The organism is Tsukamurella pseudospumae, from assembly GCF_001575205.1.
In the GTDB taxonomy this organism is placed as follows: Bacteria; Actinomycetota; Actinomycetes; order Mycobacteriales; family Mycobacteriaceae; genus Tsukamurella; species Tsukamurella pseudospumae.
Genome location: NZ_LSRE01000017.1, coordinates 29893 through 53525 on the forward strand (window position 1 = coordinate 29893; position 23633 = coordinate 53525).

General features: G+C 71.8%; 16 protein-coding genes. 7 read left to right on the forward strand and 9 right to left on the reverse strand.

Annotated features, from left to right (window positions below; all coding sequences use genetic code 11):
* The first annotated feature begins 36 nt into the window (after positions 1 to 36).
* From AXK61_RS13720 to AXK61_RS13740, 5 genes are all read left to right on the forward strand, one after another.
* Positions 37 to 609, forward strand: coding sequence for a Jag family protein (locus AXK61_RS13720; protein WP_068745840.1), 573 nt, complete (start codon positions 37 to 39; stop codon positions 607 to 609).
* A gap of 179 nt (positions 610 to 788) precedes the next feature.
* Positions 789 to 1460: a 16S rRNA (guanine(527)-N(7))-methyltransferase RsmG gene (gene rsmG / locus AXK61_RS13725; protein WP_068570229.1), complete on the forward strand. Its 672-nt coding sequence runs from the start codon at positions 789 to 791 to the stop codon at positions 1458 to 1460.
* Positions 1461 to 4413: 2953 nt separating this feature from the next.
* On the forward strand, positions 4414 to 5328 hold the full coding sequence (locus AXK61_RS13730; RefSeq protein WP_068570143.1) for a ParA family protein: 915 nt from the start codon (positions 4414 to 4416) through the stop codon (positions 5326 to 5328).
* Positions 5329 to 5330: 2 nt separating this feature from the next.
* Positions 5331 to 6368: a ParB/RepB/Spo0J family partition protein gene (locus AXK61_RS13735; RefSeq protein WP_068745908.1), complete on the forward strand. Its 1038-nt coding sequence runs from the start codon at positions 5331 to 5333 to the stop codon at positions 6366 to 6368.
* 6 nt (positions 6369 to 6374) lie between these two features.
* Positions 6375 to 7097, forward strand: coding sequence for a hypothetical protein (locus AXK61_RS13740; RefSeq protein WP_068745842.1), 723 nt, complete (start codon positions 6375 to 6377; stop codon positions 7095 to 7097).
* Between the two features lie 94 nt (positions 7098 to 7191).
* On the opposite strand, the gene AXK61_RS13745 is transcribed toward AXK61_RS13740, so the two are convergent.
* The 5 genes from AXK61_RS13745 to sigM all read right to left on the reverse strand — a co-directional run bounded on the left by AXK61_RS13745 (position 7192) and on the right by sigM (position 11273).
* Positions 7192 to 8385 (reverse strand): N-acetylmuramoyl-L-alanine amidase, encoded by a 1194-nt coding sequence (locus AXK61_RS13745; protein WP_068570144.1) that lies wholly within the window; start codon positions 8383 to 8385, stop codon positions 7192 to 7194.
* 101 nt (positions 8386 to 8486) lie between these two features.
* Positions 8487 to 8810: a thioredoxin gene (gene trxA, locus AXK61_RS13750; protein WP_068745844.1), complete on the reverse strand. Its 324-nt coding sequence runs from the start codon at positions 8808 to 8810 to the stop codon at positions 8487 to 8489.
* Positions 8811 to 8850: 40 nt separating this feature from the next.
* The gene (trxB, locus tag AXK61_RS13755) at positions 8851 to 9807 is read right to left on the reverse strand and encodes a thioredoxin-disulfide reductase (RefSeq protein WP_068745846.1); all 957 of its coding nucleotides are present in this window, start codon (positions 9805 to 9807) and stop codon (positions 8851 to 8853) included.
* 101 nt (positions 9808 to 9908) lie between these two features.
* On the reverse strand, positions 9909 to 10517 hold the full coding sequence (locus tag AXK61_RS25000; protein WP_068745847.1) for a hypothetical protein: 609 nt from the start codon (positions 10515 to 10517) through the stop codon (positions 9909 to 9911).
* Positions 10518 to 10640: 123 nt separating this feature from the next.
* The gene (gene sigM, locus AXK61_RS13765) at positions 10641 to 11273 is read right to left on the reverse strand and encodes an RNA polymerase sigma factor SigM (protein ID WP_082777849.1); all 633 of its coding nucleotides are present in this window, start codon (positions 11271 to 11273) and stop codon (positions 10641 to 10643) included.
* 202 nt (positions 11274 to 11475) lie between these two features.
* Between sigM and AXK61_RS13770 the strand changes: the two genes are divergently transcribed.
* Positions 11476 to 14967 carry a proline dehydrogenase family protein gene (locus tag AXK61_RS13770; protein ID WP_068745850.1) on the forward strand — a complete coding sequence of 1164 codons (3492 nt, stop codon included), beginning with the start codon at positions 11476 to 11478 and terminating at the stop codon, positions 14965 to 14967.
* Positions 14968 to 14991: 24 nt separating this feature from the next.
* Here AXK61_RS13770 and AXK61_RS13775 read toward each other — a convergent pair whose 3' ends face one another.
* Positions 14992 to 15624, reverse strand: a complete 633-nt coding sequence (locus AXK61_RS13775) for a DNA-3-methyladenine glycosylase I (protein ID WP_068570149.1) — start codon at positions 15622 to 15624, stop codon at positions 14992 to 14994.
* Between the two features lie 125 nt (positions 15625 to 15749).
* On the opposite strand from AXK61_RS13775, the gene AXK61_RS13780 reads away from it, so the two are divergent.
* A complete protein-coding gene (locus tag AXK61_RS13780) occupies positions 15750 to 16631 on the forward strand; it encodes a hypothetical protein (RefSeq protein ID WP_068745852.1) in 882 nt (293 codons plus the stop codon).
* On the opposite strand, the gene AXK61_RS13785 is transcribed toward AXK61_RS13780, so the two are convergent.
* Genes AXK61_RS13785 through AXK61_RS13795 form a run of 3 tightly spaced genes read right to left on the reverse strand, consistent with a single transcriptional unit; the run spans position 16603 to position 23629 of the window.
* Complete coding sequence (locus AXK61_RS13785) at positions 16603 to 20244, reverse strand: murein biosynthesis integral membrane protein MurJ (protein WP_068570151.1); 3642 nt, start codon at positions 20242 to 20244, stop codon at positions 16603 to 16605. The genes AXK61_RS13780 and AXK61_RS13785 overlap by 29 nt on opposite strands.
* Positions 20241 to 22724, reverse strand: a complete 2484-nt coding sequence (locus tag AXK61_RS13790; protein WP_068570152.1) for a hypothetical protein — start codon at positions 22722 to 22724, stop codon at positions 20241 to 20243. Before AXK61_RS13790 ends, AXK61_RS13785 begins: the two co-directional genes overlap by 4 nt.
* Positions 22721 to 23629: an NUDIX hydrolase gene (locus tag AXK61_RS13795; RefSeq protein ID WP_082789348.1), complete on the reverse strand. Its 909-nt coding sequence runs from the start codon at positions 23627 to 23629 to the stop codon at positions 22721 to 22723. Before AXK61_RS13795 ends, AXK61_RS13790 begins: the two co-directional genes overlap by 4 nt.
* Positions 23630 to 23633 lie beyond the last annotated feature (4 nt).

Genomic DNA, 23633 nt, shown 5'->3' on the forward strand with positions numbered 1-23633 from the left:
CACGAACCCCTAACGAACGATTCCCAAGGAGTACCCATGGCTGACGACGTGACCGTCGAGGAGGAGCAGACCGCGACCGAGGCGCCTGCCGAGGCCGAGGCCGAAAGCCCCGCCGAGGCGGCGGCCGAGAGCGCTGCGGAGGAGGACGACGAGCTGGTCGAAGAGGGCGAGATCGCCGCGGACTACCTCGAGTCGCTGCTCGACATTCTCGATTTCGACGGCGACATCGACCTCGATGTCGAGGGCGGCCGCGCGATCGTGGCGATCGACGGCGGTGAGGATCTCGCGAAGCTGGTGGGCCAGCGCGGCGAGGTGCTGGACGCGCTGCAGGAGCTGACGCGCCTCGCGGTACAGCAGTCCACCGGTGACCGCAGCCGCCTCATGCTCGACGTGGCGGGCTGGCGCGCCGGTCGCCGGACCCGGCTCTCGAGCCTGGGTGCCGAGGTCGCGAAGCGCGTCGTCGAGTCGGGCGAGAAGGAGTCGCTGAAGCCGATGACGCCGTTCGAGCGCAAGATCGTCCACGACGCCGTCGCCAAGGTCGACGGTGTGCGATCCGAGAGCGAGGGCGCGGAGCCCAACCGCCGCGTCGTGGTGCTTCCGACCGCATAGACTGCGAAGTAGGTGAACGATGGGTCCCGGGCCGTGCGCCTGGGGCCCATCGTTGTTTGTGAGAGTGGCCGGTCCGGGCATGAGGTCCGCGGCTTCCGATGAGTGATGTGTGACAGGAGTGGTTTCACGTGGAACGGAGCGACGAGGTGACGGAGAGCTCCGTCGGCGGTGAGGCGACTGTGGAGGCGCTGCCCCCGACTCCCCCGATCGCGGGTGAGGTGTTCGGCGACCGGCTCGCGCTCGCGGAGGAGTACGCCCGCGTGCTCGCGACGGACGGCGTGGTGCGCGGCCTGATAGGTCCCCGTGAGGTGCCGCGGCTGTGGGAGCGGCACGTGTTGAACTGCGCTGTGCTTGGTGAGCTGCTGGAGTCGGGTGAGACGCTCGTGGACATCGGGAGCGGCGCGGGCTTGCCGGGTGTGCCGGTCGCGATCGCGCGCCCGGATGTCGAGGTGATCCTCGTCGAGCCGCTGCTGCGTCGCGCGGTCTTCCTCGAAGAGTTCTGCGGTCCGCGGTTGCCCAATGTCCGGGTGGTGCGCGGGCGTGCCGAGGAGCGTTCGGTGATCGAAGCCGTCGGTGGCGCCGACGCCGTCACCTCCCGCGCCGTGTCCGGCTTCCCGAAGTTGGCGCCGTGGTCCGCTCCCCTGCTCCGGGACGGCGGCCGACTGCTCGCGCTCAAGGGCTCGCGTGCCGCGGAGGAGATCGAGGAGCATGGCGCGATCCTCACCAAGGCGGGTCTCCGCGACCCCGAGGTCGTGTTGTGCGGTGTCGGGATCGTCGATCCGGCGACGACGGTCGTCCGCGCCGTTCGCCGCGCACCCGTGTCCAAGAAGCGGGCTCGCGCGCGACGGTGACGGAAATTCGGGCATTTCCGGCCCGATTCTCCCGTAGGTAACCACCCACGGGTCGTTTCGACACGTGACAGTTCGCTCGTTTCGGTGGTGGCGCCGAGCGTCCCCATGGCGATCTTCAGGTACTGCCGTACCGGAATTGGCGCGATTTTCGCGCCGGGATCCGACGGTGCCGACCTTGCTGACCTTGCCGACCGAGAGGCTGAGGGGCTGAGGACCCCGCCGACACCGCCCCGTTGGTTGGAGCGGTCAGGAGACCGCACCGCGGACGCCGGCGCGTCGGGACCCGACTCCCCTGCGGCACGGCGTTGATCGCGAGCGGAGGCGGGAGATCGCCTCCGGTCGCTCGCAATGCTCGCCCTCCTCCGGTCGCTCGCAGTGCCCGCACCGAGCAGGCGATCGATCCGACCGGCGGACCGCATTGAGAGCGATCCGCGAGAGCGCGGCACGCGCCATGCCGATCCGGCGCGACGCCTCGGGTACGCCTCCCCACCGTCCGTTCAGGCGAGAAGCCGAAGAGGCGCTTCTCCCGGAGAATGGTGTCGGTCGCGCTTTCCGGACGGGGCTCCCGATGCTGTCTACCGCGCCCGAGCGAGGACTGCTGTCGAGCGCGGGCCGACCCGTTCCTGACCCTGAGGCGACTGTGTGACCGCGGGCGAGTCGCCGAGGCCGGGCCGTGACGACTGCACCGTGCGAGTGTGCTCCGTGCCGACATGATGCGGATGGGCGGGAAGTCGCAGGGCAGAAGGAGGGTGGCGCGCGGTATTCCGAGTCGGTCCTGAAGTCGTGCCCGCTCCGGGTGCGGCGGGAAGATCGTGACGCCCAGTGAGTAGCCGCTCGGCGGGGCGTCACTGCTGTCAGGCTCCGTGAGATCCACGAGCGAACCGGTCGACGCGATGGGCGTCAGGTCCGGTGAAGCTGGTCTTGTGTGCTGCGGGCCGCGACCCGCGATCCGATTGGTGGCCGGGGCGAGGCCCGGATTCGGCGCACCACCGGTACGCCGCGGGAGCACGGGACCTCGCTCCTCCCCTCCCCCACAGCGGGATGCCGCTCCGCGTTTCACGTGAAACCCATGAGCGGTAGCCGGCCCACGAGAACCTGGACGAGCTTCCGGGGCAAGCATGCGCGATGCTCCGAACGTCGGGCGGGAGATGGAAGTCGACGCGGATCTGTCGGAGGCGAGGCGCCCGAGGCCGACGGACGGTTCCGACGATGATCGGCGCACGCGGTGTTCCCGGCCGCGGCGAGGGCCGCCACGGGCGGGGAGGGATGTGCGCGGAGTGGTGCGCCGGAAGCCGGCGCGGTTCATTCGGCGCGACAGGCGGCGTGCATCCGTGATCGGCGGACATGACTCTGTGCGGCGGGCCGCGATGCCCGGTGCGTCGATGAGTGGATGACGGGCTGCCACTGCGGGCGTGTGCACACGCCTGGAGTCGTCGGACGGTCTCCGCAGCGGGACGGTCGGGGGACTCCGAACGGATGGCTCGGATGCGTCGCGGCGATCGGATCGCGGGGTTGGTGGTCGTTCGCCGACCGGTCGAGACATCGTCGGAGCCGGCGCCGAAGCGAATGGCGCAGTTCGTGGCGCGACAGGCAACCACAACAGGGACGCGAGAGGAACGCTGTGACGGGGGATCACATCCGTGATCGTCGACAGGCCCCGCTGGAGGTGGCGGGATGACAGATCGTCGATGTTTCACGGGAAACATGACGGACGGCGCTCCCCCGTATCGAGGCCGTGAGCACGCGGCAGGAAGCCGCGCCCTCAATCGCGCGCGAGCACGGGATCTCGGAGCTCCTCGCACGGGTCGACGGGGAGGGGAGATCCTCGGGGTCCAGGGGAAGAAGAGCCTGTCGCCTGCCGGTCGCTCTCGTCACGCGCGACCGTGCCCGGCGATCGGGCAGTCGGTCGCGCGAGGCTGCGTAGGTCGTTGCCGACAGCGGCTGCGCTGAGCCCCGAGATCTACTCGCTCGAGAGGAGGGGGATCGTTCCGAGCCGCGTCGAGGAGACACCGCGGCAGCCGGCGCCGCGAACCAGAGGCTCGTGCCGCGTTGACGGAGAGACATCCCGCGACGAGCTGGTCGCGAATGCGCGTTCGGGTACGGCGCCTCCGTCCCCCGGGGATCATCCCTCCGTGACCGTGACCGTGACCGTGACCGTGACCGTGACCGTGACCGTGACCGTGACCGTGACCGTGACCGTGACGGCTGTGTTTCACGGGAATCATGATCTGCTGCCGATGGGACGTACCTGGCGGGCTGTTCGGTGCGTCGAGCCACACGCCGGCGGCGCAGCAGCGGGCGAGTGTTCGCGAGCCGGTACAGCGGAAGGCGACCCGTATGGATGAGAGTCCGATCGTGTGTCGATCTGGCGTCGGGGTGCCACGACGGCGAGGTCGTCGGCGCGGCCGACCGGGCGGCAGCGGAGATCGCGGTCCCTCCATCGGCGACGTCATGCGCGCCGGCATCCTGCACTCGTCCCACGGCGACCGGTGACCGGCGGACCCGTGACCGGTGTGCTGCGGGCGGCGCTGTGTCTCGGCTGCGGTTCGCCGCAGCCGACCGGGGTGACGCCGGCGGCGGGCTCAGCTGCGACTGCGTAGGCATCGGCCCGTCGGCCCGGGAAGGCGGCTCGCACTGAATGCTCGTCGAATGGGTATGAGCGGACGTGAGTCATCCGTCGACGACGAGGCGCCGCAGCCGACCGCGCCGGCGCGCACCGTCGCAGAGACTGCGGCACGTCCGGACGGGACGGCGCAGTCGGACGGGAAGAGTGACGATAGGGCCGGTCCCGACGAGTGCACCGCCGGGGGTGGGAGCCCGAGGCCGTTCCCTGGGGCCGCGACCACCGGTGGTGTCGGGTCGTTGTGGCGGAAGATCGAGCGGAGGAGTCGGACGCCCGGCTGACGCAGTCGGAGGGAGAAACTAGGATGGGGGCAACAGCTGAGGAGAGTACGTGACTGATCACGAATCCGGCTTCAACGTTTCACGTGGAACCACTGAAGACGACACCCCCATCGCCGCCGCCGCGCAGCGCGCCAGTCAGGTCCTGACACCGGGGGCGGCGGGCACGTTGCCCAAGCCTCGCGCGCGGCGCGTCCTGACCATCGCCAACCAGAAGGGCGGCGTCGGCAAGACGACGACCGCGGTGAACCTCGCGGCGGCACTCGCGCTCCAGGGCCTCAAGGTGCTCGTCATCGATCTGGACCCGCAGGGGAACGCGAGTACGGCGCTGGGCGTCGACCATCGATCGGGCGTCCCGTCGACGTACGAGCTCCTCCTCGGAGAGACGACGCTGGAGGAGGCGATGGCGCAGAGCCCGCACTCCCCCAACCTGTTCTGCGTGCCCGCGACGATCGACCTCGCCGGCGCGGAGATCGAACTAGTCAGCATGGTCGCCCGCGAGACGCGACTGAAGAATTCGCTCAACAGTCCCGCCGCCGCTGACATCGACTACGTGTTCATCGACTGCCCGCCGTCGCTGGGACTGCTCACGGTCAACGCGCTCGTCGCGGGCCGCGAAGTGCTCATCCCGATCCAGTGCGAGTACTACGCGCTCGAGGGCGTCGGTCAGCTGCTCCGCAACATCGAGCTGGTGCAGGCGCACCTCAACCCGGACCTCCACGTGTCCACGGTGCTCCTCACGATGTACGACGCGCGGACCAAGCTCGCGGACCAGGTCGCGGCCGAGGTGCGTAACCACTTCGGCGATCGTGTCCTCGGCGCGACGATCCCGCGCAGCGTCAAGGTCTCCGAGGCACCGGGCTACGGGACGACGGTGCTCGACTACGACCCGGGTTCGCGGGGCGCGATGAGTTATCTCGACGCCGGCCGCGAACTCGCCTTCCGCGGCGCCGAGAAGGTGGTGTGATCATGGCCGGCCAGAAGAAGGGCGGCCTCGGCCGCGGGCTCGCCGCGCTCATCCCCACCGGACCCGACGAGGGGCCGCGCCTCGGCAACGCCGCGGCGGATGTCATCATCGGAGCCCGGCCCGCCACCCCGGCCGCGCCGAAGGCTCCGGCCGACAAACCGGCGGGATCCGCCCGGTCCCGGGCGCCCCGCCCCGAGGCCGAGCCGGCACCGTCGGACCTCGCGGAGGCGGGCGCGGTCTACCGGGAGCTGGCACCCACGTCGATCCAGCCGAACCCGCAGCAGCCGCGGTCGGTCTTCGACGAGGAGGCCCTCGCCGAGCTCGTCCACTCGATCCGCGAGTTCGGGCTCATGCAGCCGATCGTGGTGCGCCCGCTGCCCGCGCCGCGCGGCGACGTCCGGTACGAGCTCGTCATGGGCGAGCGGCGCTGGCGCGCGAGCCAGGAGGCCGGCCTCGCCGCGATCCCCGCGATCGTCCGGGAGACGGCCGACGGTGACATGCTCCGCGACGCGCTTCTGGAGAACATCCACCGTGTCCAGCTGAACCCACTGGAAGAGGCCGCGGCGTACGCCCAGCTACTCGAGGAGTTCGGCGTCACCCACGACGAACTGGCCTCCCGCCTGGGCCGCTCGCGACCGGTCGTCACCAACACGATTCGCCTGCTGCGGCTGCCCGTCGCGGTGCAGCGCCGCGTCGCGGCGGGCGTGCTGTCGGCGGGCCACGCGCGGGCGCTGCTCTCCCTCGAGGCCGGCTCTGACGCCCAGGAGGTCCTGGCGGCCCGGATCGTCGCCGAGGGGATGTCGGTGCGCGCCACGGAGGAGGCCGTGACCCTGGCCAACCGCGGGGACGGCACCGTCGCCCCCGCCCCCCAGCGACGGCAGCCGGCGGACACCGGCCTGCGAGATCTCGCGGACCGGATCGCCGATCGACTCGACACCAAGGTCACCGTCTCGATGGGCAAGCGCAAGGGCAAGATCGTGGTCGAGGTCGGCTCCGCCGACGACCTCGAGCGCATCGTCGCCCTCCTCGCTCAGGGGTAGTCCGCCATGGCCCTCACGATCGTGCCGCTGACATTGGCGGGCTTCGACGACCTCCCCCGCCACGTCCGGCGGTGCGTCTACTGGGAGGTCGCGCCCGACGGCGCCACCCTCACGGACACCGAGTTCGACAAGGAGGCCTGGCTGTCGATGCTCATGCTCCAGTGGGGATCCTGCGGGCAGGTGGCGATCGACCACGCCGTCGACGGCTCGGCGCGGGTCGTGGGGGTCGCCTTCTACGCCCCGCCCAGCAGCGTGCCCCGTGCGACCCACTTCCCCACCGCGCCGGTCAGCCCCGACGCGGTGCTCCTGACCTGGGTCGGCGCGGAGCCCGGCATGGAACCACGGGTCAAAGAGGAGTTGGTGAGCGCCGTCTGCACCGATCTGGTCCGACGCGGCGTGCGCGCCGTGGAGGCCTTCGCGCTGCTCACTCCCGTCGGCATGTTGACCGAAGATGTTGTGGCACAACTTGATTGCGGACCGTGTGGGTGCAAGGAGCTACCGCTGAGCGACGCGGACTTCCTCGAGGGCATGGGCTTCGAGACGGTCGCGCCGCACCACCGCTTCCCGCGGCTGCGCCTCGAGCTCTCCGAGGGCCTGGGCTGGAAGGCGGGCGTCGAGCACGCCCTGGAACAGCTGCTCGCCGCCTCCGCCGCCGAGGCGGCGCTCAGGACCGCGCTGGAGGACACCGGAGATGCCGCTGCACCCGTGGGGAGGGTCGACGGTCCCTAGGCCCGCACGGGCCTCCTGAGGCCCGATTCCGCGGTGCCGCAGGTCCGACGGTGCGCCGCCCCCGGCGCGTGCCGGGCGGGGCGACGGCGGACCGTCAGGCCCGGTTCTCGGCGTTCTCCTCGAGCTCGAGCAGCTCCGCGAACGTGTAGGTGCCGGTGGGGCGATCGTTCTCCCCCAGCAGGTACAGACGCTTGACCGCGACGAGGATCGCCTCGGCGATGGTGTCGCGCATCTGCGGGGAGGCGAGGACGGCCGCGTCGCCCGCGTTGGTGGTGTAGCCGATGTCGATCTGGACCGTGGGCATCCGGGTCAGCCGCACGATGTCCCAGGTGCGGCCGTGGTAGTGGCAGTCGCTGAGCGGGGTGCGGGCGACGATCTCGCGCTGGATGAACCCGGCCAGGTTGCGGCCGATGTTCGAGCTCGCGCCGTGCGTGTTGCCGAAGTGGAACGACGCCACCCCGTGCGCGCGGTCGTTGCGGTAGTGCGCCGTGCGCAGCGCGATCATCATGTCGGCGTCGAAGGTGTTGGCGGTGTAGGCGCGGGTGCTGTCGTCGGCGTCCATGCCGCGCGGTCGCGAGAGGTAGGTCTCCATGCCGGCGGCGGCCATGCGGCCCTCCAGCCGGGAGGCGAGATCCCAGAGCATCTCCTCCTCGGTCACCGGGCGCCCGTCGGGGCCGATCACGGCCAGGCCGCGGTCCGGCCCGCCCAGGCCCGGATCGATGACGATGCGCTTTCCGGACAGCCGCGGCCCGGAGCTGCGCACGTGCTCCTCCTCCTTGATGGCGTGCGGCGAACCGCCCGTCACGCGGGAGCCGAGGAAGGTCAGCGAGCGCAGCGTGGCCGGCCCGCAGATCCCGTCGGAGACGAGGCCGAACTCGCGCTGGTACGCCGACAGGCCCAGATGCGTCTGGGGACCGAACAGGCCGTCGATCATGCCCGCGTAGAAGCCGAGGTTCTGCAGGCGGGCCTGCAGCGCCGCGACGTCGTCGCCCGACGGCGGGGCGGACGCGATGTAGCTCAGCGTGCGCGCGCCGAGCTGGTACGTGGACTCGCGCAGCGCGCGGTAGGTGGCAGGACCGACGACACCGTCGACCAGGAGGCCGCGCTGCTGCTGGAAGGCCCGCGTGGCGCGGTCCAGTCGGCGGTCGAACACGGCCTCGGGCGCGGTCCATCCCCCGACCACGAGCTCGGTGGGCGCCACGTAGTCCCGGAGGAAACCCTGATCGGCGAGGATGCCGCGGATCTCCGCCACGGCGCCACCGTGATCACCGAGGCTGATGCGTGGCATGGAGGACCCTTCGGTAGCTTCCTGCGGGCGGGTGGCCGACAGGGCGGGAAATCGAGTACACGATACGGCCTCGGGGCCCGTCCACCCAACGCGGCGGCGCGTCACACCAGCCCGTCGAGCTCCTTGAGGATCGCCGACTTGCTCTTGGCGCCGACCAGTTTGCCGGTGGGTTCACCGTTCTGGAACAGGAGCAACGTGGGGATGCTCAGCACCTGGTAGTCGCGCGGGGCGCCCGGGTTCTGATCGACGTCGATCTTGGCGAAGGTCACCTTGTCGCCGTGTTCGGCGGCGAGCTGCTCCAGCACCGGGGCGACGACCCGGCACGGTCCGCACCATGTGGCCCAGAAGTCGACGAGCACGGGCTTGTCGGACTCGAGTACCTGCTGCTGGAAGGTGTCGTCGGTGACGGTGACGATCTCGGCCATGATTTCTCCTGAGCGAAGGGATGAGGTTGGGGGGGAGTGACTACTGCGCGACCGCGGCCTCGCGGTGGTGCGCGAGCCAGCGCTCGGCGTCGATCGCCGCGGAACAGCCACTGCCGGCGGCCGTGATGGCCTGGCGGTAGGTGTGGTCCACCAGGTCGCCGGCGGCGAACACGCCGGGCACGCCGGTCGCCGTGGTGCGGCCCTCGACCTGCACGTAACCCTCGTCGTCGACGGTGACCTGGCCCGCCACCAGCGCCGACCGCGGATCGTGGCCGATCGCCACGAACAGGCCGGTGACCTCGAGCGTGTCGACCGCGCCGGTCACGGTGTTCTCGACGAGCAGCGACTCGACCGACTTCTCGCCCTGCACCGCGTTGACCTTGGTGTCGGTCAGGAAGCGGATCTTCTCGTTGGCTCTGGCCCGATCGAGCATGATCTTCGACGCGCGGAAGGTCTCACTGCGGTGGATCAGCGTGACCGACTTGGCGAACTTGGTGAGGAAGATCGCCTCCTCCATCGCAGAATCGCCACCGCCGACCACGGCGATGTCCTGCTCGCGGAAGAAGAAGCCGTCGCACGTGGCGCACGCGCTGACGCCGCGGCCCAGCAGGGCCTCCTCGCCGGGGATGCCGAGGTAGCGTGCCGCGGCACCCATCGCCAGGATCACGGCGCGGGCGCGGTAGGTGCCCTCGGAGGTGACGACCACCTTGATTTCACCGTCGAGCTGCGCGGACTCCACGTCCTCCATGCGCAGGTCGGCGCCGAACCGGATCGCCTGCTCGCGCATCTCGTCCATGAGGGTGGGGCCCATGATGCCGTTCTGGAAGCCGGGGTAGTTCTCCACCTCGGTGGTGGTCATGAGGGCGCCGCCGAAGTTGGTGCCCTCGAACAGGATGGTGTTCAGCTCGGCGCGACCGGCGTAGACGCCCGCCGTGTATCCGGCCGGACCCGATCCGATGATGATCACGTCCGCGATATCGGTGCCTGCTGCAGTCATCTACCTACCCAACCTCGAAGAAAGCGCCCGGATCACCCGAGCCGACATGTGATGCCAACGGCGCCGGGCCCGGAGATGTTCCCGCGCCGCCTTCCCCCAGGCTACGGCGTGGCGGCGCGCCCAGCCGCGCCGGCGGGCAGCACGCGGTCCACCAGGACGGCCGCCGACTCGCCCCGGGCGCAGGACGGTGTTACCGCCAGCACCCGCAGGTCTCCCAGGGTGCCGCCGGGGAGGAGCAGGACGGTGGCGTTCTCACCGCGCAGCTCCATCGGGCCCGCGCCGAGCAACGTGCGCCGCTCTGATGGCACCGCGGCCGCGTCGAGGCACCGGGCGAGCGCGGCACCGTCGGCGAACGGTCCCCTGTCGCCTCCCGGCGACGCGGCCGCGAGGAGCACCGCGGGTTCGGGCACGCCGTCGGGCTCTTCGACGGTTCCGAGAGCGATCGCGCCGGCCAGGATTCCGACGGCGGCCGCGGCGGCTCCGAGTGCGTACCGCAGCCGCCGCCGTGGCAGGACGGGGGTGGGAGCCGAGCGGATCGCGGCTTCGATGGCGCGGTCCCCGAGGGGTGACTGACCGCTGTAGATCCCCGGGGCAGACCATTGGGCGTAGGTGCGGTCACGGTACTCGGCCAGGGCCGCGTCGACCCGAGCCGCTTCCGTGCGGCCGAGCCGATGGGCGTCTCCCGCCGGCTGCGATCCGGCCTTCTCCATGGAGCCTCCTCCCCTGAACGTCCCCCATGAATTAGACGCACCAGCGCGGTGATCGGTTCCATCGTCGCAATATCCGTTGTGCGTCCGCCGTTCGATCGAGTCCGCGCGATCGGGTGGGCTCGGTCAGCGGAGCAGGCGCTCGAGACGTGCCCGTGCGCGTGCCCGCCGGCTCTTGACGGTGCCCGGCGCCACCCCGAGCAGTTCCGACGCCTGGTTCACCGACAGACCGTGCATGTCGACCGCGATGACGGCCGCCCGTTGGTCCTCGGGGAGCATCCGCAGCGCGGCCTCGACGCTCAGCCGACGATCCAGGTCCTCCGCGCAGCGGCCCTCGTCGGAGGCGACCTCACTGAGGTCGTCGGGCATCGGCAGCGACACGCGCAGCTGGTTGCGGCGGGCCCGGTCCAGGCAGGCGTTGACGACGATGCGGTGCAGCCAGCTCGCGACCTTGCAGTCGCCGCGGAAGGTCGGCGAGAGCTGGTAGGCACGCAACATGGCTTCCTGCAGGCAGTCCTCGGCGTCCGCGTAATCCCTGATGGTTCGTAGTGCCGTGGCCCGGAGTTGCCGGCTGTGCCGGTGGAAGAGCTCCGCGAAGGCGTCGCCGTCACCGTGCGCCGCATCGGACAGCAGACGCTCGTCCGACGGCCGGTCGCGACTGCGGCGCGTGCGCGGCCGGTGCCGGGCTGCGCCGATCGTCTCGGCCGACGGATCCCCCGGTCCGGTCGAACGCGAGATGGTGTTCCCCCACTCGGTCATGCAGGGATCGTAGAGAGTCCCTACGGTGATTCGCATACCTTTCAGAAGTATTTGACCTCCGATAGATGTAGGAGCTAGACATTCGCGATAGCACACGAGATCGCGATTCGGAGTGAGCGGCGTTACACTCGTCCATAGGCCAGGTGGCGCACCCGTCGCTGTGGATTCTCCATTCACTGCGCGAGCTATCAGGAGGCCTCTCATGGTCGAACCGTCCCGTCTTCCGTCCGACGCCGTGGCCACGCCGGCCGTCGACACCCAGCCCGTGACGAACCGCGAACACGATCCCGTCGTCGACGCCACCGTCGCCCGGGCGCAGCGCTGGTTACGTGCGAGTCGCGGCGACCGCCCCGCCGAGGTGGGCCGGCGAGAGGCGGCCGCGACCGCGAGCCTCGCTGCGCTGCTGCATGATCCGAGCGGTGTCGAGTTCACGATGGGCTTCGTCGACCGGGTCGCACGCCCCGAGGACGACCGGGTCGCGGCGAAGGCGTTGCGCCGCCTCGTCTCCCCCGCCGCCGGCGGCGTCCCGGGCTCGAGATTCATGAGCCCGCTCGACGCGGCGATGCTCCGAGCGGGCACCGTCGCCGCGGGGATCGCGCCGTCGATCGCGATGCCCGTCGCACGGTTGCGACTGCGCCAATTGGTGGGGCACTTGGTGTTCGACGCCGACGGCGAGAAGTTGCAGCGTCGCCTGCGGCGAGCCCGCGAGGTGGGCGTCCGGCTCAACCTGAACCTGCTCGGCGAGGCGGTGCTCGGCCAGGGCGAGGCCGACAACCGGCTCTCCCGCACGCATGAGCTGCTCGCGAACCCTTCGGTCGATTACGTGTCGATCAAGGTCTCCTCCGTGGTGGCCCAGCTGATCCCGTGGGACCTCGAGGGCAACCGCGAGCGGATCGTCGAGCGACTGCGCCCGCTGTACCGGACCGCCCGCGACGGTGGGAAGTTCGTGAACCTGGACATGGAGGAGTACAAGGACCTGCACCTGACGATCGAGGTGTTCACCGCCCTCCTCGACGAGCCCGAGTTCCGCTCGCTCACTGCGGGAATCGTGCTGCAGGCCTATCTCCCCGACGCCCCGGCCGCCCTCGCACGGCTCACCGATTTCGGCCGCCGCCGCGTCGCCGCGGGTGGCGCCCCGATCAAGGTCCGCCTGGTCAAGGGCGCGAACCTCGCGATGGAGCGCGTCGACGCGGAGGTCCACGACTGGCCGCTGGCGACGTACGGCAGCAAGGCCGACGTGGACGCCGACTACCTGCGGATGGTCGACACCGCGCTGCGCGCCGAGAACGCCGACGCGATCCGCATCGGCGTCGCCTCGCAGAACCTGTTCTCCGTGGCCTACGCGGTGGAGCTCGCCGAGCGGCGGGACGTGCAGCGCCAGTTGGACATCGAGATGCTCCAGGGCATGGCGCCGATGGAGGCCGCAGCCGTTCGCGCCGACGTGGGCTCGCTCATCCTGTACACCCCCGTGGTGCACTCCGGCGACTTCGACGTCGCCGTGTCGTACCTCGTGCGCCGTCTCGAGGAGAACTCCTCCAGCGACAACTTCCTGTACTCGATGTTCAGCCCCGACCCCGGCTCGATCGACCTGGAGGAGAGACGATTCCGCACCGCCGTGGCCCGGCGCGACGAGGTCCAGGACGGCCCCAACCGGGTACAGGACCGCGGGAACGACCCCGTCGTGCCGCGCGACGGTGCCTTCGTCGGCGAGCCGGACACGGACCCGTCGACGCCGGGTAACCGGGCGTGGGCACGCGCGGCCCTCGCGAGCCCGGTCACCGTCGAAACTCCTGCGCGGGTGGCGATTCCCACGGAGGTCGACGATGCGGTGGACCGGGCCCTCGGCGCGCAGCGACGGTGGGCGGAGCTGCCCGCCGCGGAGCGTGCTGCGCTCCTGCACCGGGTGGCCGACGAGCTGGCCCGGCGCCGCGGCGAGCTGCTGAGCGTGATGTCCTACGAGGCGGGCAAGACCGTCTCCGAAGCGGATCCCGAACTGTCCGAGGCGATCGACTTCGCGCGCTACTACGCGCAGAGCGCGGTGGATCTCGACTCCACCACGGCCGGTGAAGCCGTCTTCACGCCGCACCGGCTGGTCGTGGTGACGCCGCCGTGGAACTTCCCCGTCGCGATCCCCCTGGGCGGCGTGCTGGCCGCGCTCGCCGCGGGCGCCGCCGTGATCATCAAGCCGGCCCCTCAGGTGCTGCAGTGCGGGACCGCGGCGATCGCCGCGCTGCACGCCGCCGGTGTCCCCGACGACCTGGTGCAGTTGGTGAACGCCGACGAGTCCGACGCCGGGCGCCGCCTGGTGACCCACCCCGACGTCGACGCGGTCGTGCTCACCGGTGCCAGCGAGACCGCGGCCCTGTTCCGCGGCTGGCGGCCGGACCTGGACCTGCTCGCCGAGACCTCCGGCAAGAACGCGATGATCATCACCCCCGCGGCCGACCCCGACCTCGCGGTGAACGACCTGGTGCGCAGCGCCTTCGGGCACGCCGGCCAGAAGTGCTCCGCCGCGTCGCTCGGGATCCTGGTGGGCAGCGTCGGCAGCTCGCAGCGCGTTCTGGGCCAGCTGCAGGACGCCGTCCGCACCCTCGTGGTCGGCGAGGGGCACGACCTGGGCACCACCGTCGGCCCGCTGATCGAACCCGTCGCCGGGAAACTGCTGCGCGGGCTCACGCGGCCCGGGCCGGGCGAGAACTGGCTCGTCGAGCCCCGCAAGCTCGACGACGAGGGCCGGTTCTGGTCGCCCGGCGTGCTCGACGGGGTCGCCGAGGGCAGCTGGTTCCACACCACGGAGCTGTTCGGGCCCGTCCTGGGCATCATGCGGGCCGCGACGCTCGACGACGCCCTGCGGATGCAGAACTCCACCGGCTTCGGGCTCACCGCCGGCCTGCACAGCCTGGATCCGGAGGAGATCGACCACTGGCGGGAGAAAGTGGAGGCGGGCAACCTCTACATCAACCGCCACATGACCGGCGCCATCGTCCAGCGGCAGTCCTTCGGCGGGTGGAAGCGCTCCTCCATCGGCCCGGGGGCCAAGGCGGGCGGCCCCAACTACGTGGCGCAGTTCGGCGCCTGGGCCGACGCCGCGCCGGCGACGGGGCCCGACGGCACCGTCGACCTGCCGGAGGTCGCGCCCACCGTCTTCAGCGAGCGGATCATCGCCGCGGCCACGGATCTGTCCGATGCCGACGTGCGGTGGCTGCACGCCGCCGCCGCGTCCGACCAGCGGGCCTGGGACACAGATTTCGGGGTCGAGCACGATCCGACCGGCCTGGCGAGCGAGGCCAACGTGTTCCGCTACCGCCCGCTCCCCCATCTGGAGGTGCGCGTGGGCGCCGGCGCCCGCCCGCGGGACCTGGTACGGCTGCAGCTGGCCGCCGCCCGCACCGGCACGCGGCTGGACGTGACCGTCGGCCCCGACGCGCCGGCGATGCCCTTCGCGGCGCCCGAGCACACCGCGCAGGACTACGCCGACGGCCTCGCGGGGCGCGCAGAACCCGTGCGGATCCGGGTGCTCGGCGAGGCCGAGCCGGCGGTGGCCGCCGCGGCCGCCCGGCACGGCCACAGCGTGCTGCGCGGGCCGGTGCTGCTCTCCGGCCGGCGGGAGATGCTCACCGTGCTGCGCGAGCAGGCGGTGAGCACCACCCGGCACCGGTACGGGCACATCTCCGGCGGGGCCGCGGTCCACTAGGCCGGAACGCGGGCCCGCCTCGCGTTACTCGGCGGGCCCGCCGGCGGTGTCCCAGACACCGGAGCTGCCGCGCCGGTGGCTGCCCACCAGATGATCGTCGACGATGCCCACCGCCTGCATCAGGGCGTACATCGTGGTCGGTCCCACGAACCGGAAACCGCGGCGGCGCAGCTCCTTCGACAGCGCTACGGACTCCGGTGAGGTGGCGGCGACCTCCGCCATCGTGCGGGGCTCCGGGGTGCGCTCCGGCTGGAAGGACCACACCAGCGCGACGAGGCCGCCGTCGTCCCGCAGCGCGACGGTGGCCCGGGCGTTGCCGATGGTGGCCTCGATCTTCTGCCGGTTCCGGATGATTCCCGCGTCCGCCATCAGCCGCTCGACGTCCGTCTCGTCGAACGCCGCCACCGCGTCGGGATCGAAGTCCGCGAAGCCCGCGCGGAACGCCGGGCGTTTGCGCAGCACCGTCGCCCAGGACAGCCCCGCCTGGAAGCCCTCGAGCGCGATCCGCTCGTACAGCCCGCGCTCGTCCCGGACGGGCATGCCCCATTCGGTGTCGTAGTACTCGCGCAACAGGCCGTCGGCCGCCCAGGCCGGACGCGCCAACCCGTCGTCACCGATCAGTACGCCGTCCTCCGGTGGACCCTGTGGTTCCGTCATCTCGTTCCCCCCCGATCGAGTGCGCCCGGCGGGCGCCGTACGAGGAACGGTAGAACACCCCACTGACGAGTTCCGGACAAGCGCAGTCCAAGCCCCCGTTCAGCGGCGTGGACGAGTATGCGGTCATGTCCGATCCCGTCGATCCGCTCCGCGTCCTGCGTGCGCGGTGGTGCCTGCTCGCCGCGGCGCAGCCCGTCCTCGCCGCCGCGGGTGCGCCCCTGCCCTTCCGGGTGACGGTGAGCGCCGGAGATCGCGGCGTCGCCCGCTACGACGCGTCGTCGACCGCCGGCGCGACTCTCACCTGGTTCGGCCCCGACCGCGCGGTGCTCTCGTGCGGGGATCTCGGGTGGCGCGTCCCCGGCGCGCCCGGGCCCGAGGACCGGGTGGCGGGCGCACCGTCGTGGCTGGAGCACGTCAGCGCGCTGGATCACCGGGTGAGCGCGCAGCACTACGGCTGGCTGGCCGTCTGGGACGGCGGGGCCTGGGCGGCGGACGCGGCCCCCGAGCCGGGTGCGCCGTTGCCACCCGTCCAGGGCACGGCGGCGACGGTGCTCGCGCTCGGCGCCCGCCTCGAGCAGACCGACGCGCTGTTCCATCTCGTGCGGATGTGCGAGTACGAGTGGCTCGACGCCGCGGCGTGGTGGGCGGCGTGCGGCGGCCTCGCGTCCGAGCGGGTGATCGAGGAGTCGTGGTCGCAGCTCGTCGGCTACGGGATCACCCAGCGGACGGGCGGCGGACCGGTGTTCGACGGAGTGCCCGGGCGGACGCCGTCGGAAGCGAAAGAGGTTGCGGCGGAACATGCCCGGGAGCGCGGGCTGCAGATCCCCGACGATGTGCGGGTGGAGGCCGCGATGCGGACGAGGGACGGCTGGCAGGTGCGCTTCCTCGACTATCGGGATGCGGAATCCGCGCGGCCGCTTGTGATCTCGGTGCCGGACAAGGGCGCGGCGTGGATCGAGGGCGCGGTGTCGGCGGGGCTCAGGAGCCCTGGAACTCGACCTGATTGATCGTGGTGTACCACTCGGTACCGGACTCCTTGGTGAGTCCGGTGATCCACACCAGGACGTAGCGCGAGCGTGGCGCCACCGAGCTCACGTGGAAATCGTTGGCGCCCTTGTGAAGAGTGCCGGACCAGACCAGGGAGGTCTCCTCCAGGTTCTTCACCGAGTCCTTGGTGGCGGTGCGCACCTCGACGGTGCTGCCCTGGCTGGGCGAGGTGATCGTGCCGCGGGTCAGCGACACGGCCTTGTCGAGAGTGACGAGGAAGCCGACACCCTTCTTGAGATTGCCGAACGCGGGACCGGCCTTGTAGGTATCGGTCTTCCAGGCCGGGGTCTTCCCCGTGAGCACGTTGCTCAGGTTGGTCGCGGGGTCCTTGGAGGTGGCGAGATCGACCAGCGAGACGGCGGTGCCCTTCACCGGCGCGCCGACGCCGGGTGCCGGTGCGGGCGCCGCGCTCTGCACCGCGGTCGCGCTCGAGGTGTACAGCGAGCCGACTCCGGACTGCGTGTCCTTGCCGCCGATGAAATTGCTGATGAGCAGTGTGAGCGCGATGATCACGAGGAGCGCCACGGCGCACGCGGCGATGACCAGCAATGGCACGTTCTTCTTGCCGCCCCCGACTCGGCTCAGGAGCGACTGCTTGGACTGGATCCGCTTGGCGGGCGTGGGACGGTCGTCGAGAGAGGGCACTGCGCGCGGCGCCTCCCGGGGTGCCTCCCGCGGCGCCTCCTCGCGCACCGGCGCGAGCAGGTCGGTCTTCACGTCGACCACGGAGGCCTGGTCCAGCAGCTGCTGCACGGTGGCCGCGGTGCGGATGCCCTGGCCGCCCTCGAGCGTGCGGGTGGCGACCGCCGAGATCTCGAACGGGATGTCGCCCTTGGCGTCCCGCGGCTCCACCGGGCTGCCGTTCGCGTCCGCGTCGGCCTGCCGGATCCCGGCGACGGTACCGGTGCCGGTGGTCACGGTGCGGCCCGTGGCGTCGTCGAGCGGCCAGCGCTCGAGCAGCAGCGCGTAGAGCACGGCGCCCAGACCGCGCACGTCGGACTCCTTCGACGCATCGGCCAGCGTGCCGGGGAACGCGAGGAAGGCGTGCCCGTCCTGGGAGATGCGCACGCGGTCGGGATGGTCGATCGACAGAGCGGCGCCGGCGCGGTGCGCGCCCTCGGCGGCCCCGGCGAGCGCACGGACGGCCTTCGCCGCGCCGATCGCCGACGGGTGCGTGCCGGCCACGTCCGCCAGCGAGCTGCTGGGGATCCACTCGGCCACCACGATGCCGCCCGAGCTGCCGCGCACCACGTCGAGCACTCGGGCCAGGCCGTTCGAGTGGACGCGACCCAGGCGCAGGGTGCGCGAGAGGATCGACTGCGGGCCCTCGCCGCGCAGGCTGATCTGGGCGCCGCGCTCGGGTGCCGGTGCGCGCTGCTCCGAGTCGACGAAGGTCAGTGCCACGTCACGGTCGAGGTTGATGTCGCGCGCCTGCCAGAACTGCAGGCCGCGGATACCGCCGTAGTGCTCGATGAGCCGGTACCGGCCGCCCGCCACGACGGCGCCCGGGATGAGCTCCGGGCCGCGGGGTGCGTCGTCGGCCTCGTCGAGCGGGGCCGGCACGCCGGGCTGCACGGACGGCAGTCGCATCTGACCGGTGCCCGGTGCCTCGTGCCCGGAAGTACCTGCGGAGTCGTCCTCGGTCACTGCGAATGCTCCTCTTCTGCGGTACCTGAGGCCCGTGGTCGGTTGTTCGGCGCTCGCCCGCGAGCGTCGGGGAACATGGCTTTGACCAGCATACGGGAGGCCGATGTCGTCGGCGATCCGCGGCAGCTGGGCGGTGATCTCCTCGCGGCGCAGGCTCGCGTAGGCCTCGAGTTCGTCGAGCCGCATCTCCCGGGTGTCGGGGGCGCGGGCGGCCTCGCGCTCCGGTTCCGACGGTGCGCTCGGCCGCAGGGCCGGGACGAACCGGCCCGCGATGCGCCGCAGGGGTGCCAGGATCGCCAGCACGTCCGGCACTCGCCAGAGGGCGAGCAGCGCATAGATCAACGTCATGGAGAGTACGCCTGCGATTGCAAGGTACACGAAAGCGCCCGCCGGTCCGCTCCGGTCGATCGCCTTGAGCACGCCGAGCTGCATGACCGCGTAGATCGTGACCACGACCAGCACGGAGACCGTGGTGGTCTGGAGCAGCGTGCGGGTGACGTTCGTCAGGTGCAGCGGGCCCAGTGTCCGGCGCAGGAGGTACCAGCCCATGATCGCGCCCGCCGTGTACGCCAGGCCGCGGGCGGTACCGACCAACTCGACGATCCGGTGCTCGTCGTCCACGAGGACCGGCACCAGGTACGACAGCCCGATCTGCGTAGCGACGATGACGATGACGATGCCGGTCGGGACCCAGGCGCGCTCCTGGGCGTAGAAGACCCGCAGGTGGATGAGCACCATCGCGTACGGGATCAGGACGAACGCCGAGAACGAGATCGCCGTGCCCAGGAAGTTCGCATCGTCCTGGCTGAACTGCCCGACGTTGAACAGTGCGCGCCCGATGGACGGGCCGAACACCGTCAGGAAGGCCACGATCGGGATGAGGGCGACCATGGTGATCCGGGTGGCGACGGACAGGTCGTCGAGGACGGCGTTGCGGTTGCCCGCAGCGGCGTTGCGGGAGAGCCGCGGCATCACGGCGGTCAGGAGCGCCACGCCGATCACGCCGTAGGGCAGCTGCAGCACCATCCACGCGTACTGGTTGATCGCGGGCCCGCCGTCGGAGGCGTGCGACAGGATCGGCGTGACCGCGTACCAGCCGGCCAGTGAGATGAAGACATAGGCGACGATCGCGATGCCCATCGACCCGAAGTGCTTGAGCCGGTCGTCGATGCCCCAGCGCAGCCGCAGCTTGATCCCGGAGCGGCGCATCGCGGGGATCTGGATCAGCGCCTGCAGCACCACGCCCAAGGTGCTGCCGATACCCAGCACCAGCAGCTTCGGCTGGCCCATCGCGGTCGGATTCAGCGTCAGCTCGCCCGGCATCAGATAGAAGGCCACCAGCGTGGCGATCTGCACCGTGTTGCAGGCGACGGGGGCCCAGGCGCCGGGTTTGAACTGATCGCGCGTGTTGAGCATCGCGGTGAACAGGGCCGAGAGGCCGAAGAAGACGAGTTGCGGCAGGAACATGATCACGAGGGCCTGGGTAAGGCCCTCGTCGACCTTGGATCCGCCGACCAGGAGTCCGACCAGCACCGGGGACAGCGCCAACGACACGATCAGCGCGATGCCCAGAATGGTCAGGGAGAGGGTGAACAGCCGCTCGAAGAAGGCCTGGCCCCGGTCCCTGTCCTCCATCTCCGCGCGCACGAGCACCGGGATCACCAGCGCGGTGAGCACCTGGCCGAGCACCAGCTCGGAGACCTGCTGCGGCATCTGGTTGGCGATGCTGAACGCCGAGGCGACGGCCGGCCCCAGGATCGCCGCGAGAAGGATCGTGCGCAGGAAACCGGTCACCCGAGAGGTGAGCGTCGCGACGGCGACCGAGCCCGTGGACCGCAGCAGGCTCGCGGTGCCGCCACCGTCGCCCTTCCCGCCGGCGGCGGACGGGCTGCTCGGCGGGATGTGCCGGGGCTCGGCGCGGCTCATGTGTCCTTCGGTTCGGGGTGCTCGTGCGGATGCTGATTCGACGAGGTCGGTCGATGTGCAGCGTAGCTGTTCGCGATGAGCTTCTCGTGCTCGTCCGCGGTGGGGCGGTCCTCATCGGCGGGGTCCGGACGACCGCGGAACCGGCGCCACAGGCGCCGCCCGGCCAGCAGGACCAGCAGGATCCCGGCCGCGCAGGTGATCCAGAACAACGACTTGCCGTACGCATTGGAGTGCACCGAGATGGAGATCGGACTGCCCACCGGCATGTCGCTGCTCGTGCGCAGCGACATCTGCACGGAGATCTGTCGCGAGTAGTCGACGGTGGTCGGGAGTTCGATCTGCCGGGTCCCGCGGGCGGGCAGCTCCTGCACCTCCGACGCGTCGATGGTGACGCCCTCGGGCGCGGACCAGTGGATCACCGTGCGGATCGGCAGCGGCAGGTCGTTCCGCGCGACGATGAGCAGCGGCGACTTGTCGGAGGCCAGTGTGTACGCCCCGCCCGGGCTCACGAACCGCACCGAGCTCAGCTGCGCGGCCATGGAGGCGCGCGCGGCCGTCAACCGGATGGAGGCGTCACCGTCGACCGCGGGCCGCGACGGGGCCCACCGGAGCGCACGCACGGCGTCCTCGCGCAGTGGCGAGGTGTACACGAGTGGGGTGAGCGGTGTCTTGGGCAGCGGGAGGAGGGCCGCGCCGAGCTGATCGACCTGACGCACGTGGGCGGCGGCCGCGCCGACGATCGAGTCCGGGACCCGGGACGCGGCGGTCCCGGCCGGCTGCCGCAGCTGCCACGGATCGGCGCTGCGGGCCGGGTCGCGTCCGGCGGACTGCGCCGAGGCGACCACGTCGCGGAAGGTCCGCGGTCCCGCGAGACCGGCCTCGAACTGCGTCGACAGCGCGTCGAGCACCGCGCGGGCGTCGGCGGGGCCCGCGGCCCAGACCTGGGGCGGCATGATCAGGGCGGAACGGCCGGTGACCCGGGCGACCGGATCTTCGGTGGTGTTCGCCGCCCATCCGTTCGGCGGTGCGTAGCGCTGCGTCGGGTCCAGGGCCGCAGCCGCGAGGGCCCCCACCGCGGCCTGTCGCCGCATCGTCGCCGACTCCTCGGCCAGGGTGAAGGTCGACGCGGTCGGCACGGTCCCCGTCGGACCCGGCGCGACGCCGCGCTCGGCACCGTCGGGCAGCCCGCCCATCGCCGCCAGCGCGGCGGAGACGTTCGGGTCGAAGACGGCCGCGCCGATGCCCTGCCCCACCGCCACGATGCCCGACGGTGTCCCCCGGTTCCGGGCGGGAGCGCCCACCGCGGTCGCGGCGAGCACGGTGGCCGAGACGTCCGAGGCCCGGAGTTGCCGCGCACCGTCGGACAGGAGCAGGCCGGAGGTCGGGATCGCGACGCCCCGGACGGACTGCACACCGAGGATGGAGTCGATGACGTCCGAGGGCGTGTCCAGGGCCGCGCGCTGCAGCGAGGGCTCGGCGGAGCGGCCCAGCGCCTCGAGGTCGACCTGGCCGAAGGGCAGCGCCACCACGCAGGAATCGGCCGCGACGCGCTTGAGCCGGTCGAGCCATGCGCTCGCCCGGTCGCTGCCGGTGCCGGCCGTGGTCGGTCCGCGCGGGTCCGCGGGATTGCGGGAGACGCGGTACGGGCCGGTCATGGCCTGCACGGTCACCAGCAGGTCGGGGTCGATCGCGAGGCACGCGGCGGCGCGCAGTGCGGTGTGCCGCGGGTCGGGGCCGCGGGTGGCCTCCTCGTACGCGGTGAGCAGGCCGTCGAGCCGGCCGCCCGGCGCGAGGGAACCGGCGAGCGCGTCGTCGACGAGGCGCACCGCGGAGTCGCCGCCGCCGGGGATGCCGCCCGCGAGCTTCGGGTTGTCGGCCAGCGGCCACAGGAGCGTGACCTGTGAGGGCGAGGTCGTCACGGGCCGCTCGACGGTGCCCGGCGTGTCGGTGCCGCCGTCGGGCAGGGCGTACACGGGCAGTAGCGTCCGAGAGTCGTCGAGCCGGGCGACGCCGCCGTACGCGGGCTTGCCGTTGAGATTGAGCAGGATCGGGTACACGCCCGGCCGGTCGATGCCGAGCGTCGGGCCGCGCGTCGTGGTGGTCGGGCGCACCGGGATGCTCACGCTGAAGCTGGTCTTCTCCCCCGGCTTGAGCACCTTCGACACGGGTTCGAAGCGGCCCAGCGTGTCGTAGGCGTTGTTGTCGGCGACCAGGTCGGAGCGCACCTGCGCCGAGGTCGAGACCGCGGGCGCGCGCTGGACCCGCAGGTCGAGGTCGCTCACGTCCCGGTCGCCGAAGTTGGTGACGCTGCCGCGCACCACGACCTCGTTCGGGGAGCTCTCGGTGACCCGCGAGGTGATCTCGTCGACGGTGATCCGCACGAACTGCGCGTCCGGGAGACCGGCCCCGCTGAGGGCGGGCGTACCGGTCAGGGCGACCAGGAGCGTCAGCACGCACAGGAGGCGGGCCGACCGGATCACGTCTGACCGCTCCCGCCGCTCCCGCCACTGCGCCGGCCCCGCGAGCGCCGCCCGCCGCGCCGCCGACGCGGCTTCGGCGGGTCGTTGCGGACCGCGTTGCGTTCGGCCGCCGCCTTCTCATAGGCCGACGGTTCGCTGCGGGGCTCGGCGGCGACGCGGGCCGCGAGCTCCGACGGATCGGCCGTGAGGTCCTCGATCACGGTGCGCGCCGTGGCGACGAGCTTGCGCTCGTCGGAGTAGGTGAGCCGGGTCGCGAGCTCGGCGAGCGGCACCCACGCCACCTCCGAGACCTCGTAGTCCTCGGCCGAGAGGTCGCCGCTCTGCCAGGACAGCAGGAAGTGGTGCACCGTCTTGTGCACGCGGCGCCCCTCGACGGCGAACCAGTAGTCGATCTTCCCGATCGGCGCGAGGACGGAGCCGGTCAGTCCCGTCTCCTCCGCGATCTCCCGGATCGCGGTGAGCTCGGCGGTCTCGCCCGTCTCGATGTGGCCCTTGGGCAGCGACCACAGGGTGCGGCCGCGGCGGTCCACGCGCCCGATGAGTGCGGCCCGGAGCTCGTCGTCACCGTCGAACCCCGCGACCACGAGGCCGCCGGCGGAGGTCTCGCGGACCGTGCGGATGCGCGGGTCGGGGCGGCCCCGTCCCGGTGCCGGACGCTTCGACGTGGGCGTCGGTCCACCCTGCTTGCGGGTGGGCTTGGCCGGCCGTACCTGGTCCGACGGTGCCGCGTCCGGCTCCGGTGCGACCTTCTGGTCGGCGACGGCCGCCAACTGCGCCCGGCCCCGCCCACGGCCACCGCGCCGCCGTCTCCGCCGGGGCCGGGGGGCGGCCCCTCCCGCGGAGTCGCCGACGGAGCCCTGGCGCTGGGGGCGCCCGGGGCTGTCGGCGGATTCGGCGGAGGTCACCCCC